The organism is Pseudoalteromonas sp. BSi20652 (assembly GCF_000239855.1).
Lineage (GTDB): Bacteria > Pseudomonadota > Gammaproteobacteria > Enterobacterales > Alteromonadaceae > Pseudoalteromonas.
This window is the reverse complement of sequence record NZ_BADT01000044.1, coordinates 1-15,159: the sequence shown is the minus strand read 5'-3', so window position 1 is coordinate 15,159 and position 15,159 is coordinate 1. Positions and strand designations below refer to the sequence as shown.

Sequence of the window (15,159 nt, the reverse complement as noted above, 5' to 3'; positions counted from 1 at the left end):
TTCCTTAATTACCAACTTCATCGTTTTCTTCTCGCTTATAAATATATGTTTGCTGTGTTTTAAAACCAAAGCCTAATGTACCATTTTGATTCACTAATTGTATTTTGCCATCAACAACATTTAAGCCAGGTCCAGATATTTCAACAGGCTTCATTGGGTTTTGTGCATTAACCCCTTTGATACCTGGACCTATGAGATAAAATTGACTCACTTGTGTTACATCAACCGTTGAGTTGTCATCACACTTACCATCACCGTTACCATCTACGCATGAAGGACCCTCACCAAAGTACAGCTGAGGCGTATCGGGGACATCATAGCTGGTTGTAAATTTAAGATCGTCATACACTTTTGTTCCATAGTGTAAATGAAATGCATATAACGATCCGCTACCGCCACTTAACGAACATTGATTTTCTGTTGCAGAGTCCGAAGCGGGTGTAAAGCTTGTAAAGTAAGCAACACCGCCTACCACGGTAGCAGCAGCTAATGACTTTTCACCGGTACCAAGCTCATAACGCCAGCCATTAAATTCAGCTAAATCTACTTCTAAATCAACAAAGTCGGCAACATCATCTAGGGCATTACCAAATGGATCTGAGTTCATCAGCATTAAATCATCGGGCTTAATTGTATCTGGTGCATTTGTTTTAAAAGATTGAGTAACTGTGTTTTCGTCTCTTATCATAAACAATTGATCTTGTTCATTTGTACCCGTTGGCTTTGAGCGATTTCCACTACCAATGACAACAGCATCATAAGGAGTGTCTAAACGTGTTATTACCTTTTGACCGTTAACTGTTATCTCGCTTACTTTACTGTAAATAGTACGAGCAACAAGTGGCTTATAAAAAAAACGTCTATCTTCGTTGGCTTTATTATCGCCTAACTCAGCTAATTTGAAGTGACTAAAATCACTCGTATTAGTACCCGGCATATCTATACGCCATATATCACCACCTGTATCTGCCGCATAAATTCTGTCTATATAGCCATCGTAGTCTGAATCAAGTGTAGTGATATTTGCTGCAATGCTATGTTTACCTTTAAATCCATTAATATCAGGTGTTAAAGCCCAAACACGTTTACCGGTCTCTGCCTCTACAATGTATATACCTCGACCAATATCGTCGTTACTTCTATTCACTAAATCTTTGTCTGTGTCATAACCTGCACCAAACACAAGCAAAGGTTTATCCCCAAATGCTTTTATGTAAGCTATTTGCGGTTTAGACCACGATTGACCTAATTCTTTAAACTCACCTTTGCCGCCTTCAATAGGATTGTCCCATAATTTTTTAGGCTGATCAGGGTTTGTTATATCAATAGCATAGTAATTGTTCCCACCTCGGCGCATGCCAGCAAAAGCCCACACTTTATCACCACCACTTGCATCAATAATACCGTCATTTAAACCATCACTATTTAAGCTTTTGTTACTGAAGTACACGCTAATAGGCCCATCCATACCATAAACCTTAGAGTCGGCTTGGTTTTTTCTAAGTGGCTCAATAATGTCGTACAATGCAGAAGGTATAAATGCCCAACTTTCGCTTACGCTATCATCTGAATCCTTAAACATATGCAAAAAGCCTGCATTAGTGCCTATTAAAACTCGAATATCATCATTACCATAATCAAGCGCAACAGGTTTAGAATGCAAAGGATCACCAAAAATATCGTTACGCTGATCAACGCTAGATCCATCGCCATCTTCATCATCAACGTCTATACCCATTGCCCATTTTATATCATCACTCGATAAGCTTAGAGGGTTATTATCAACTAAATCAAGAACTTCATTAACCGTTGATGTATTAAAATCAACCATAGAGCCTTGGTTATCAGTATATAATTTACGGCTATCTGAATCTAAATTTGTTAAATGAAGGTTCACACCACCTTGTGCAACTAAGTTACCATCTGCTGGCTCCCCACTTGGCAACCAAAATGTTTCTGCATTTTCGTCAATCAAGCCATTCTCATCGAGTGCCGACAATCCTTTTGAGTCAACAATTTGATTCCCAGACACCTTTAATTTTTTAAGGTTTCCACGCCAACGAGTACCTGTTTCAGGAAAAAACATAGCGAAGTAAATAGCATCACGGCTTCGCGTTTGATCAACGTTATTACTCGCAACTGAAGGAGATGAAAAGCTATCGTTTACTTCTCTAATGCGTGAAATTGTATTTTTTAATGCCTCAGATAAAGCCTCTGATGTTCGAGCCTCAAGGTATTGCCCACCACCAACAGTTGCCGCTTTATCGAGTAAATCAATTCCTCCTTGGCTCATACCTGTGCCAAAGCCAATTGTATAAAGGCGGCCTGTATCTAAAACATCACTTGTTGGTGTATATAAATCCACCGGTGTATCGGACGTTCCATGTAAAATTTTAGCCATTGCGACTAAATAGCTATCGCTATAATTATCATTTCCATCAGCAAAAGTTATATCATCCGCAAAAGGTATAGCATCACTAAAGAGACTATTATGCTCATTTGTGATTGAGTCATTCCTGTCTTCGTCTCTCCTTGGATCACCATCTGTCATTATGATAACGTTTATTGAATTATCACAGCGTAATGGTTCTCCATTACCTCGTTCAAAAGGCGATCTGTAAGTCGTATTATTATCTATGCTTTTATCACGGTCATCAATTCCAAGAGCAAAGTCAAGGTTTTGACCTGTTATATAGCGATAAGCTTCCCATATCGTTTCTGTTATAGGTGTTGATCCAGCTGCAGGTAAATTATTAATTTCTTGTAAAAGAGTGTTCTGATTAGCACCAACTTTAGCAAGTACATAGCCCCCCTCGTTACCTGTAAATCGCATTAAACCGAAATCAATATCATCGTTGTCTGTTACTAATTGAGCAATAGCACTTTGTGCGACGTTTAGACGACTATCGTTACATGTGGGGCTAGGATATCCATAAGTGAAATTGTCTCCGGTTGTTCCCGAACCATTATAAAAACGACTATAAGGGAGCACAGATGAGTCAACTTTTTTAAAACACTGGCTGGTGTTATTAGGTCCTGAGCTTTCATAACATGTAACTTGATACATGCGAGGTTGAGTTGTTGAACCTCCATCCCAGCGATAACACTGCTGACCATCAGTTACATCCCAAGCCATACTACCAGAGGTATCAAATATCATTAATACTTTGGGTTTTTCATTTGTTTCCACATTGTGGTTAACATATAACTCAATGTCTTCTGCGCTTGCTGTTGCACAAACCGCTAAGCCAAGTAATGCTGCTAGCACTTTGTTTAATTTAAAATTCATATTAAATCCCCTTACTTATGCTAGCCATCTCTTGGGCTACACCGGTAACAATTGTGAGTGAGTGCTTGCTTTTAGAGCCATACTCAATCGTAGTGGCAACTTGTACCATGTTGCACGATATACCAGCTGTAAAATTAAAGCGTCGAGGACACTCTAAATCTAACGCCCCCCTGTTCAGGTTAGTCATTTTGCTTTGCATATCAGCATGATTTGCAATCACCATACCTTTGTCATCACCATCCGCGATTGCAATTACTTCATCAGGAGTCAGGAAGAACTGATTATTAGCGCCTTGATTTGCCTCATCAGAGATCATGCGCTGCACTTCACCAATGAGTTCATTTTCGGCCACTTCTCGCTCTTGCGCTGCATTTGTAATTTTAACGTCAATACTACTGCTGCTCATCAGTGTTACTGCTATCCCTGTAACAGCAATAACCATTATTAGTGCGGTGATAAGCACGACACCCTGTTGTTTGTTAGGTGAAATTTCTAAATACGCCATAAGTTTGATCCAACATTATTTAAACGGATTGTGGTGGTAAATACAGTGCGTCTGAAGTTATCGTCAAAGGTTAATTCACGCTTATCATCATCTTCACCTAATGTGTATGTTTGGTTTTTTAGCTTCACACCTGGATCTGCTTGTAGTGAGCGGATCAATAAAAACACCTGCACGGTTAAAATACTCTTTCTATTTTCCCAGTCAGTGTGATCAATATCATTAATGCTCTTATAACTATCAACCCGATTATCACTGTTGGTATCAAGGCCAAACACAAAGCGCATATTTTCAACGCCTTCCATAATCGTCTCAGTTGTAATATTTGCGCCTATTAAGCGCTTTCTCATTAATGCAGGTACCGTTATATTTTTATTGTTTATTTGATAGGTTTGCTCTGAAATATAATAAACGTGGTGGCTGTATGGCCACACAGTTGCATTGACATTTAATGAGGCCGCATCTACAACACCACGTTTAAATACCGCTTTTTCTTGCTCTGCAATAAAATAATTTTCATCAGCTTGAGTTTCATTACCGGCGGCACTTACTTCTAACTTATGCCCCTGTAAAAACTTAAGTTGAATAATATCGGTACTTTTAACAGGATTATTAACACAATTAAGCTCCCTAGATTCATCAGCAACCTTTGCATAAATGGTTCTGAAATTACTCGCTGTAGCTAAATCAGGAAAACTGCCATTATTTAACCCTTCAAAGCAGTCAGTGCCCGGATTTGCTAATGTAGTTGTATTGATCGCAGTAAATGAATCATCGTAATACGTACCCCAAAAGCCGATTTGCTCTATATCACGCTGCATAATATTAATTGCAAGACGCGCAGACTCTTGAATTTCACCTATGGTCATCGTATCTTTTGTGGTTACTTTCATACCTATATAGGTAAACATCACACCACCTAAAATCAAACCACCAATAAAAAGTGAAATCATCATTTCTATAAGCGTAAACCCTTTTTGCCCCATGGTTATGTCCTCACATATATATAACTGGTCAACACAACTAAACGGCGTTTATTGTCTGATGTGCCACACTGTATTGCAGCTGTTGCATCATTGGCTGTAAATTCTTGTCTACCTTGCCACGAAATAATGACTTCTAAATTAAATGCCTTACCACCAGAACCACCCACTGCTGTTGGTGTAACACACACAGTTGCATCATCTAACGTACCCGTGTTTTCTCGTGCCCTTATTGCTCGTTTCCATTGCTCTAAATCTAAAGCAGCCACTTGCGCAGCACTACAACTGCCGCTAAAACATGTTTGCGAGGTAGATGTCGAACTTTTGCTATTAAATGTTTTTGCGTAAAGCCCAACTAATTGAGCTGTATCATTTGCACGGATACGTTGAATAATATCATTTCCAAGCGCGACTGCTGCGGCGCGCTGCATAGAATCAAAGCTAGCCTGCTTTGCTTTTGCTTGCAAAGCCACCGCACCAAGTAAGCCAAAACTTAGAATAATAAATGCAATTAACACTTCAATTAGAGTGAAGCCTCTTTGCACTTTTGTTTGAGATGATTGCATAGTAGAACCAAATAAAAATTATCTGATTATAAGTTTATGCTATTAATTTAAGGATTCAATTGATACTAGGACAAGCGGTTATATTTGTTGATAAACGGTTAATACAAAATTTAATTCGTCGTGCTTTTATAAGTTATGCATTAAAACTGATCCATCATAATTTAAAGTGCATTTTTAACTGTTTTAAGCTCTCGTCTACTCACTGGCAGTAATTCATCACAGCCTTGTAATTGAATAGCGTGATTCCCATTACTTTGGGAATGCAGTGCTATAATCTTACTTTTATTTACCAACGTATTACGATGAATACGTAAAACATAGGCTGGGTATAATAACTCAAGCTGCTTTAAACTTTGTTCAATAAGCGCTTCTGCGCCTTTAAGTACCATTTTTGTATACTTTTCTTCAGCGTTAAAGTAATAAATAGCGTCCATTTCAACACTCTTAAGTGTTCCTGCTAATTGATAACTTATTTTTACAGCCTGTTGCTTTTGTAAATGCGCTTTATTTAGACGCCCGACTTGTTCGAGTACTGTTTGTAAAGCCTGCTCTGATATGGGCTTAACTAAATAGCCTGCGGCACTTAACTGAAGGGCATTTAAAGCATGTTCAGGATGAGCTGTAACAAAAACAATTGCCGGTGGGATGGTTAATTTATTGAGTTCCTTAGCTACCTCTAAACCGTTAATACCTGGCATATCAACATCTAAAAGCACTAAATCTGGTACTATTTTTTTACCTGTGTTAAAGCTTCATTCCCATTACTTGCCTCTGCAAGTACTGTCATGTTTTTATGTGTAGCAATTAACCTTTTTAAACGCGCTCTTGCAAGCGGCTCATCATCTACAATAAGTATATTCACAAGGCTTTCTCGATATATTTTGGGATCACAACTTTTACTCTAAATACATCGTTTTTATTAGTAATAGTTAATTGCGCTTTATTATTATAATAAATGTTTAAACGTTGACGAATATTTTCAAGTGCCATACCGTTATTAGGTCTTGTTTTTACATCACTGACTGTTACAGGGTTAGAGACAATAATTGTTAAATAACCTGTTGTAACATGTAACTCAACCTTAATTGTTGCACCTACTTCACTGATTTCGACACCATGACAAACTGCATTTTCAATTAATGGTTGAAGCGTTAAACAAGGCAGCGCCAATGTGGGTAACTCGCTTGGTATTTGCCAATCAACTTTTAACCGACTGCCAAAACGCCAAGATTCAAGTGCAACATATTGCTTACTTAACGCAATTTCATCCTCAAGTGGTACGCTTTGCCCTGAGCGCATTGCGGCTTGCGATAAAGCAGCCAAAGCTAAGATAGCTTGCTCCGCAGCATTTGCATCATGATGAGTAAGCTCAGCAGCTGTATTTAAACTATTATATAAAAAATGGGGTCTAATACGTGCTTGTAATGCATCGAGCTCAGCGCGAGAAAGTGCTTTTGTTTGTTGTTCTTTTTCAAAATAAATTAATAAAAATTGAACAAATAATGCAGCCAATAAAAATACAATAATACAATTACGAAGAATAAAATAAAGTAGTTGCTCATCAACTCCAATATCAACAGTAATGTAGGAATACAAAAACTAAATATAATAGTGCTTAGTATAAAAGCAGTGAGGAAGGCGGTGATCTGAATCGGTTGGTTTTTTTCTGTAAAAAGAATCTACAAAAATATAAAGAAGAAGTACTGAATAATACAGTTAAATGTAAAAACAAACTTATGACACCAAGGCGTAACCAAACATCACCTTCTACATTGGGTGCAAACGCTAAAATAATAGCTATAACTTGCGTCACAACTAAAGACGATAATACCCCTCTATCATTAAAAAGAGCCGAAAAAAGCAATGCATCTGATTGTGGCACTTTGCTCATAACGACTCTCCTTTATTTAAACTAACGCTATATTTAGATTAACGCAGCTCAACAGGAACAGCAAATACAATACTTTCTACTTCGCCTGGATTTTCAATAATTTGCTTACCACCAAGCTCTTTTAATCGGCTTATTACTTGTTGTACAAGTACTTCTGGCGCAGATGCACCCGCAGTTACGCCAACTGATTTAGAGCCTGAAACCCACTGCTCTTGTACATCAGTTGCATCATCAATTAGATAAGCCACTGTGCCCATTTTATCTGCAAGTTCACGTAAGCGATTAGAGTTAGAGCTATTTTTAGCGCCAACAACTAATAGCACATCAACTTTATCAGCTAAGTCACGAACAGCATCCTGACGATTTTGCGTTGCATAACAAATGTCATCTTTACGAGGTCCGTCAATTGATGGAAACTTACCGCGTAGCGCATCAATAACATCGGCAGTATCATCAACAGAAAGCGTTGTTTGGCTGCAGTAAAAAAGATTTTCAGCATTTTTTACATTAAGCGCAACAACATCATCAACGGTTTCAACAAGATAAATGCCACCGGCTGAGTTATCATATTGTCCCATTGTTCCCTCTACTTCAGGGTGACCTTGGTGCCCAATTAAAATACACTCAATACCTTTACGACTCGCACGTGTAACTTCCATATGCACTTTAGTTACAAGCGGACATGTTGCATCAAATACTTTTAAATCACGACGTTTAGCCTCCGAACGAACAGCTTGTGAAACGCCATGTGCGCTGAAAATAACAATGCTGTCGTCAGGTACTTGATCAAGCTCTTCAACAAACACCGCACCACGACTTTTTAATCCATCAACCACATAACGGTTATGTACTACTTCGTGGCGCACATAAATTGGCTTTTCAAAAATATCTAGGGCGCGCTCAACAATACTAATAGCACGGTCAACACCAGCGCAAAAGCCGCGTGGATTAGCTAGTAATATTTCCATTAACCTTCCACCTCAATAATATCAACTTCAAACGTTAAACGCTGACCCGCTAAAGGGTGATTAAAATCAATCGTTACCGACTCACCTTGCACTTCGCGAACTAAACCAGGTAGCTCAGTGCCATCAGGTTGAGTAAACGCAATAATAGCACCTACCTTAGCTGGTGTTTCTGGGCCAAATTTACTGCGATCAACATAGTAAATATTATCTGGATTCGGCTTACCAAAAGCATCTTCAGGTTCTAATTCAAACGTTTTACTTTCGCCTGCAGTTAGTCCTAATAAACACTTTTCGAAGTTTGCCGTTAAGCTGCCATCGCCCATTGTTAATTTAGCAGGTTTGTTGTGCACTTTGGTAGAATCAGCGGCAGAGCCATCTTCTAATTTAATAGAAAAATGGAAAATTACTTGCGAGTTTTCACCAATTACAGCTTGGCTCATGCTTTATGCTCCTTTGGACTCTCGCCGGTAAAGGCGTCAAATAACAATAATGCTGCGCCAATACAAATAGCGCAATCGGCAATATTGAATACAGGAAAATGCGAGTCTTTATAAAATACGTGAATAAAGTCGATTACATAACCATACGCAATACGATCGTATAAATTACCAATAGCGCCTGCAAGTACCAGTGCATAAGCACCGCACAGTACTTTATTTGTTGCAGGTAAACGTTTTAACCACCACACCAATAAGACGCTTATAGCGATTGCAATCGCACTTAAAAACCAACGCTGCCAACCACCCGCATCACTTAAAAAACTATAAGCAGCACCGTAGTTATGCACATAGGTAATACTAAAAACAGGGAGTAAATTTATTGACTCTTGATAAGCCATAGTCCCTACAACAAGTGTTTTGCTGGCAAAGTCTATTACTAATAGTAATAGACTCAACCAAAGCCACACTAAACCACTTTTTTGGGCTAGTTTGCTCACTAAGAATAACTCCTAAGCGAATTGACGCTTTTCGCCTTCGCCGTCAACATTACTTACACAACGACCACAAATTTCAGGATGAGCAGGGTTAACACCTACATCTTCACTGTAATGCCAACAACGCTCACATTTAGCAGCATCTGTTGCAGCAACACTAATGAATAAACCTTCAATTTCGGTAGCTTGTGTATCAGCTGGCTGACTATCAACTTCAGAAACATTTACGGCCGATGTTAATAATACAAAACGCAGTTCATCACCAAGTGCATTTAATTTAGCGGCAAGCTCATTACCCGTAAATAAATTAACCGTTGCTTGAAGCGTTGCACCAATGACTTCTTCTTTACGTGCAGCTTCTAATAAGCGGTTTACTTCGTCACGTACTGTTAGAATTTCTAACCAGTCATCGTTACTAAACTGGCTATTTGTTGGCGCTTGTAAACCATCGTACCAAACAGATGTAAATACGTAGTCACTACGCTCACCCGGTAAAGCTTCCCAAATTTCTTGTGCGGTAAAGCTCATAATAGGTGCCATCCAACGCGTCATTGCTTCTGCAATATGATAAAGCGCTGTTTGACAAGAACGTCGTGCATGGCTGTCACTCTTAGCTGTGTACTGACGATCTTTAATGACGTCTAAGTAAAACGAACCAAGCTCACCCGTACAGAAGTTCATTAGCTTTTGCGTTACTAGTAGCATTTGGTAACTATCGTATGCGGCTAAAATTTCGTCCTGAAGTTGTGCAGCACGACCAACAATCCACTTATCAAGCTCGACCATGTCATTAATAGCGACTTGATCAGTTTTTGGATCAAAACCATTTAGGTTAGCTAGCAAGTAACGGCTGGTGTTACGAATACGGCGGTAACGATCGGCAGAACGTTTAAATATTTCATCCGATACAGTCATTTCGGCCGTATAATCGGTAGAAGCCACCCACAAACGTAGAATGTCGGCACCTAGTTTATTCATCACATTTTGTGGAGAAATAACATTACCTAGTGACTTAGACATCTTGCGGCCGTTTTCATCAACAGTAAAACCATGTGTAAGTACTTGTTTATAAGGTGCATGACCATTAATTGCAACCGATGTCATCATTGATGACATAAACCAACCACGGTGCTGATCAGAGCCTTCAAGGTATAAATCAGCTGGACCAACCAAGTCTTCACGTGCGTCTACAACACATGCGTGTGAAACACCTGAGTCAAACCATACATCTAGCGTATCTTGCACTTTCATGTATTGCTTGGCATCTTCTTCACCAAGTAATGTAGCTGGTTCTAAATCGTACCATGCCTGAATACCTGATTTTTCAACTAACTGTGCAGCTTGCTCAATGAGTTCTTGAGTATTTGGATGAAGTGCACCGGTATCTTTATCTGCAAACAATGCAATTGGCACACCCCAAGTACGTTGGCGAGATATACACCAATCTGGGCGGCTTTCAACCATGTTCGAAATACGGCTTTCGCCCCACTCTGGCAACCACTGCGTGTTTTTAATTTCTTCTAAAGAATCTTGACGCAAGTTAGCCTGATCCATACTTACAAACCATTGTGGTGTAGCACGGAAAATAATCGGTGTTTTATGGCGCCAACAATGTGGGTAACTATGAGTTATAGCATGATGATGCATTAATGCACCGTGCTCTTTTAATACTTCAATTACGCTCGCATTTGCTTTAAATACATGCTGACCTGCAAAAAGTTCAGTATCTGGTAAATAAACGCCATTAGCGCCAACAGGGTTAGCTACTTCAAGGTTGTAATTTAAACCAGCCACGAAATCTTCTTGACCATGCCCTGGTGCTGTATGTACAACACCGGTGCCTGAGTCAGTCGTTACGTGTTCTGCAACAATCACGGGGACATTAAAATCATAAAAAGGATGGGCTACTTGTAAGTTTTCAAGTGCAGCACCTTTTACATAGCCTAATACGTGAAAGTGATTAAAACCAAAACGGTCCATTGCATCTTTAACAAGCTCAGAGCCTAAAATTAGACGTTGTTGTACACCTTCATCTTCAACCTGCACCAATGCATATTCTAAATCGGCATGCACAGCTACTGCGCGGTTTGCAGGAAGCGTCCATGGTGTTGTTGTCCAAATAACAGTACCAACACTGCCTTCACCCTTGTGACCATCAGCCAAATCAAATGCACTCACAACAGCATCTTGATCAACAAATGTAAAACGTACATCAATCGCTGGTGATTGCTTATCTTGGTATTCAACTTCAGCTTCTGCTAATGCAGAACCACAATCTGTACACCAATGCACAGGCTTAGCACCTTTATGCAAATGACCTTTTTCAATAATACGACCAAGTACACGAATTGCATTCGCTTCAAAGTCAAAGTTCATTGTTAAGTAAGGCTTATCCCAATCTGCAAATACGCCTAAACGTTTAAAATCAACTTTTTGACCTTCAACTTGTTTTTTAGCGTATGCACGGCATTTTTCACGAAACTCGCTCGCGGTTACTTTTACGCCCGGCTTGCCTACTTTTTTCTCAACCATTAACTCGATTGGTAAACCATGACAATCCCAACCTGGGACTAATGGTGAATCAAAGTCAGATAATGTTTTAGATTTAACAATTATGTCTTTTAATATTTTATTAACTGAGTGGCCTAAATGGATATCGCCATTTGCATACGGAGGGCCGTCATGCAAAATAAAGGTCTTTTTACCTTTCTTAGCGCTGCGAATTTGACCGTACAGGTCGTCTTCATACCATGCTTTAAGCATTTTTGGTTCACGTTGTGCCAAATTGCCACGCATTGGAAACGGTGTTTCCGGTAAGTTCAAAGTATGTTTATAGTCGCTCATTTATCCTACATTCCGTCTCTATCGGCTACCTGATTTAAACCAAAACACTGCTTAGCGGCAGCAACATCAGTTGCTATTTGCGCCGTTAATTGTGTTAATGTCTCGAATTTTTTTCATTGCGAAGTTTTTTTATTAACTCCACATGCATAAATTGTCCGTAAATATCCTGTGCAAAATCAAAAAGGTGAACTTCTAATAATGCACGAGTTCCATTAAATGTCGGCTTATTGCCTACATTTGCAACTCCAAAAATCTGTTTTCCTGCAATCGTTGCTTGCACTGCAAACACCCCGTTGACAGGACACACTTGGCGTTTTAGGGCAATATTTGCCGTTCTAAAACCGAGTTCACGTCCTCTTTTCCAACCGTGTATAACACGCCCAGAAATAGCATAATCGTGACCAAGCATTATTTTAGCACTTGCTAAGTCACCGGATGCCAAAGCATCTCGTATTAAAGTGCTGCTTACTCTAGCATTTAATTGACGAAAACTCGCAGTGCTTTTTACGTCCATGCCCGCTTGCTTACCCATGCTAGCAAGTAAGTCAAAGTTACCTTGGCGTTGCTTTCCAAACTTAAAATCATCGCCAACAGTGAGCGCTTTAACACCTAACTTTTTAATCAAAATATCATTAACAAATTGCTCAGCATGCATGTTTGCAAATTGCTGATTAAAGCTAATGCAAATAACTCGCTCAATGCCTAAATCACTTAATAAACGTAGCTTATCTCGTAAGCGCGTTAGCCGTGCTGGTGCATTATTTTTAGCAAAAAACTCTTGTGGCTGGGATTCAAATAGCATTACAGTGCTAGGCAAACTATGCGCTTTAGCATCAGTAAGTAAGCCTTTTAATACTTCTGCGTGGCCTAAGTGAACACCGTCAAAATTACCAATAGTTAACACACAACCAAAGTGGTGTGGGCGAATATTGTGTATACCTCTAATTAACTCCATGCCACCTAATGCCTTGTTTAGCGAGCTATTAATGACGACTAAAAATTAATTGAAGCCGCAGAGTTGCCGATTATAATCTTTTTTTTAGTTTGATTCAGTAATTGCTACACTTTTTATCGTATTTAGTCTAACGCCCATCAAAAATAGCATTACAAAGTAACTAATACCTGCCAAAGCCACGAGTGCTATCAACAATATTACCTGCTGTGTAAAAGCCCATGCAGCCCAGTAATAGTAACTACTCACAAACCATGTAACCACTCCCATAACAATACTTGCAACAACACATTTAAGTGTAAAGCGCATACTCATTGATGAAAACTGATACACATTTTCTTTTTTAAGCTGCCTATACAGCAAAAACGCATTACAACTAGCCGATAGCGAAGTAGCGAGTGCTAATCCTAAATAACCAATAAAAGGAGCCAGCATAATATTAAATACCATATTCAACACTAAGGTAATAATACCAATACGCACCGGCGTTTTTGTGTCTTGACGAGCATAAAAGCCAGGAGCCAGTACTTTAATCAGCATAAAGCTTACAAGCCCTACTGAATATGCGACTACGCCTAAACTTACTGCTTTAACATGATCAACACTGTCTTCTTTAAACGCACCGTGGTCAAACAATACGGTAATAATAAGTGGGCTGATGATCATTAGACCTATCATTGCTGGTAGACCTAAAAATATAACAAAACGTACCCCCCAGTCGAGAGTATGCTGAAAGTCGCTACTTTTTTTTACTGCTATGTAACCTAGAGAGCGCCGGTAAAATAACTGTCGCAATACCAATACCAAATAAGCCCAGCGGGAATTCAATTAAACGGTCTGAATAATAAAGCCATGCAATCGAGCCTGTCATCAGTAATGACGCAATCATGGTATCAAGCAACAAATTAATTTGACTAATAGATACGCCAAACAAAGCAGGAAGCATAAGTTTACGTACTTTTTTTACGTTTTCGTCTTGCCATGCCCAGCGTGGACGCGCCAACATTTTTGCGCGGTATAAAAATGGAAGTTGAAACAATAACTGCACAACGCCACCAATAAATACGCCAATTGCGAGAGAATAAGCCCCGACACTAAATTTATCATGTAAAAAAATTGCACACGTAATAATAGAAACATTGAGTAAAACAGGTGTAAATGCAGCAACAGCAAAACGGTTATACACGTTCATTACCGCACCACTAAGCGCAACTAAGCTTACAAAAAACAAATAAGGGAATGTAAATTTAAGTAATGAACTTGCAAGTTCAAACTTTTCGGCATTGGGTCCGCCCTGCCACCAATCTATAAACCAACCGGTGCCAAACAATGCTGCAATAACGGGTGAGGCAACAACACCTATAATAGTGACAATCAGTAAAATGGTTCCTAATGTGCCTGCTGCTTGTGCAACAAAAAGTCTGACCTTGTCGTCGCCTTGCTGTTCTTTAATTTCACTCAGTACAGGTACAAATGCTTGTGCGAAGGCACCTTCTGCAAATAAACGACGTAAAAAATTAGGAATACGGTTAGCAAATAAAAAACATCAGCCGCCGCACTTGCGCCTAATAAATTAGCAACGACTGCATCTCGAACGAGCCCTAAAATACGCGATATCATAGTCATACAACTAACAATCATACCGGAGCGAAATAAACCTTTTGACACCTTAAACCTACTCAAAAATCCTCAATATAGGCGATTATGCCACAGTCTTTTTTATAAATCGCTTTAAAGCACTAGGCTGGGGGTCTGTGCTTTGTTACAATGTCGGTATTAACTGCTAAAGCGGCAAATTGATGCTCGTTATATGGTGCAGTTTTTCTTGGATTGTTAAATTTAAATTGACATCCATGATAGAAACAGGCATATTCCACGGCCTTTAATTTAAGCTTTATTTTAAGATTGTTAGGAGCAAACCTTGGCTAACATCAAGTCTGCAAAAAAACGCGCTATCACAAGCGAAAAAAACCGTCAGCACAACGCAAGCCGTCGTTCAATGATGCGCACTTACTTCAAAAAAGTACTTGTTGCTATTGAAGCGGGCGATAAAGAAGCTGCACAGCAAGCTTTTTCTGTTGCTACACCTATCCTAGACCGTTACGCAACTAAGGGTCTAATTCACAAAAACAAAGCAGCTCGTCATAAGAGCCGTATAGCAGCTAAGATTAAAGCTCTATAATTTGTTTTTGATAGAATATAAAAAACCGGCTTTTGTCCGGTTTTTTTA

At 39.2% G+C, this 15,159-nt stretch carries 9 protein-coding genes and 4 pseudogenes; 1 reads left to right on the top strand and 12 read right to left on the bottom strand.

The features are described from left to right. Window positions 1-4 precede the first annotated feature (4 nt). From P20652_RS13995 to murJ, 12 genes and pseudogenes are all read right to left on the bottom strand, one after another. Window positions 5-3,289: a pilus assembly protein gene (locus tag P20652_RS13995; protein WP_008166573.1), complete on the bottom strand. Its 3,285-nt coding sequence runs from the start codon at window positions 3,287-3,289 to the stop codon at window positions 5-7. A gap of 1 nt (window position 3,290) precedes the next feature. Beyond that, entirely contained in the window at window positions 3,291-3,794 is a 504-nt protein-coding gene (locus tag P20652_RS14000) for a hypothetical protein (RefSeq protein WP_008166572.1), read from the bottom strand. Continuing rightward, entirely contained in the window at window positions 3,782-4,777 is a 996-nt protein-coding gene (locus tag P20652_RS14005) for a PilW family protein (protein WP_008166571.1), read from the bottom strand. Before P20652_RS14005 ends, P20652_RS14000 begins: the two co-directional genes overlap by 13 nt. Window positions 4,778-4,779: 2 nt before the next feature. Next, entirely contained in the window at window positions 4,780-5,340 is a 561-nt protein-coding gene (gene pilV / locus P20652_RS14010; RefSeq protein ID WP_008166570.1) for a type IV pilus modification protein PilV, read from the bottom strand. A gap of 161 nt (window positions 5,341-5,501) precedes the next feature. Beyond that, window positions 5,502-6,202 (bottom strand): annotated as a pseudogene (locus P20652_RS17520) (LytR/AlgR family response regulator transcription factor). Beyond that, window positions 6,199-7,231: pseudogene (locus P20652_RS17515) on the bottom strand (sensor histidine kinase). The pseudogenes P20652_RS17520 and P20652_RS17515 overlap by 4 nt, the downstream one beginning before the upstream one ends. A 38-nt stretch (window positions 7,232-7,269) precedes the next feature. After that, the gene (gene ispH / locus P20652_RS14015; protein WP_008166566.1) at window positions 7,270-8,199 is read right to left on the bottom strand and encodes a 4-hydroxy-3-methylbut-2-enyl diphosphate reductase; all 930 of its coding nucleotides are present in this window, start codon (window positions 8,197-8,199) and stop codon (window positions 7,270-7,272) included. Continuing rightward, window positions 8,199-8,639 (bottom strand): FKBP-type peptidyl-prolyl cis-trans isomerase, encoded by a 441-nt coding sequence (fkpB, locus tag P20652_RS14020; RefSeq protein ID WP_008166565.1) that lies wholly within the window; start codon window positions 8,637-8,639, stop codon window positions 8,199-8,201. The genes ispH and fkpB overlap by 1 nt, the downstream gene beginning before the upstream one ends. After that, window positions 8,636-9,136: a signal peptidase II gene (lspA, locus tag P20652_RS14025; RefSeq protein WP_008166564.1), complete on the bottom strand. Its 501-nt coding sequence runs from the start codon at window positions 9,134-9,136 to the stop codon at window positions 8,636-8,638. Before lspA ends, fkpB begins: the two co-directional genes overlap by 4 nt. A gap of 12 nt (window positions 9,137-9,148) precedes the next feature. Further along, window positions 9,149-11,977, bottom strand: a complete 2,829-nt coding sequence (ileS, locus tag P20652_RS14030) for an isoleucine--tRNA ligase (RefSeq protein WP_008166563.1) — start codon at window positions 11,975-11,977, stop codon at window positions 9,149-9,151. A gap of 5 nt (window positions 11,978-11,982) precedes the next feature. Then, window positions 11,983-12,932 (bottom strand): annotated as a pseudogene (gene ribF / locus P20652_RS14035) (bifunctional riboflavin kinase/FAD synthetase). An 84-nt stretch (window positions 12,933-13,016) separates the two neighbouring features. Further along, a pseudogene (gene murJ, locus P20652_RS17510) lies at window positions 13,017-14,555 on the bottom strand (murein biosynthesis integral membrane protein MurJ). A 295-nt stretch (window positions 14,556-14,850) separates the two neighbouring features. Here murJ and rpsT point away from each other — a divergent pair. Continuing rightward, window positions 14,851-15,111: a 30S ribosomal protein S20 gene (gene rpsT, locus P20652_RS14040; protein ID WP_008166555.1), complete on the top strand. Its 261-nt coding sequence runs from the start codon at window positions 14,851-14,853 to the stop codon at window positions 15,109-15,111. The last annotated feature ends 48 nt before the right edge of the window (window positions 15,112-15,159 follow it).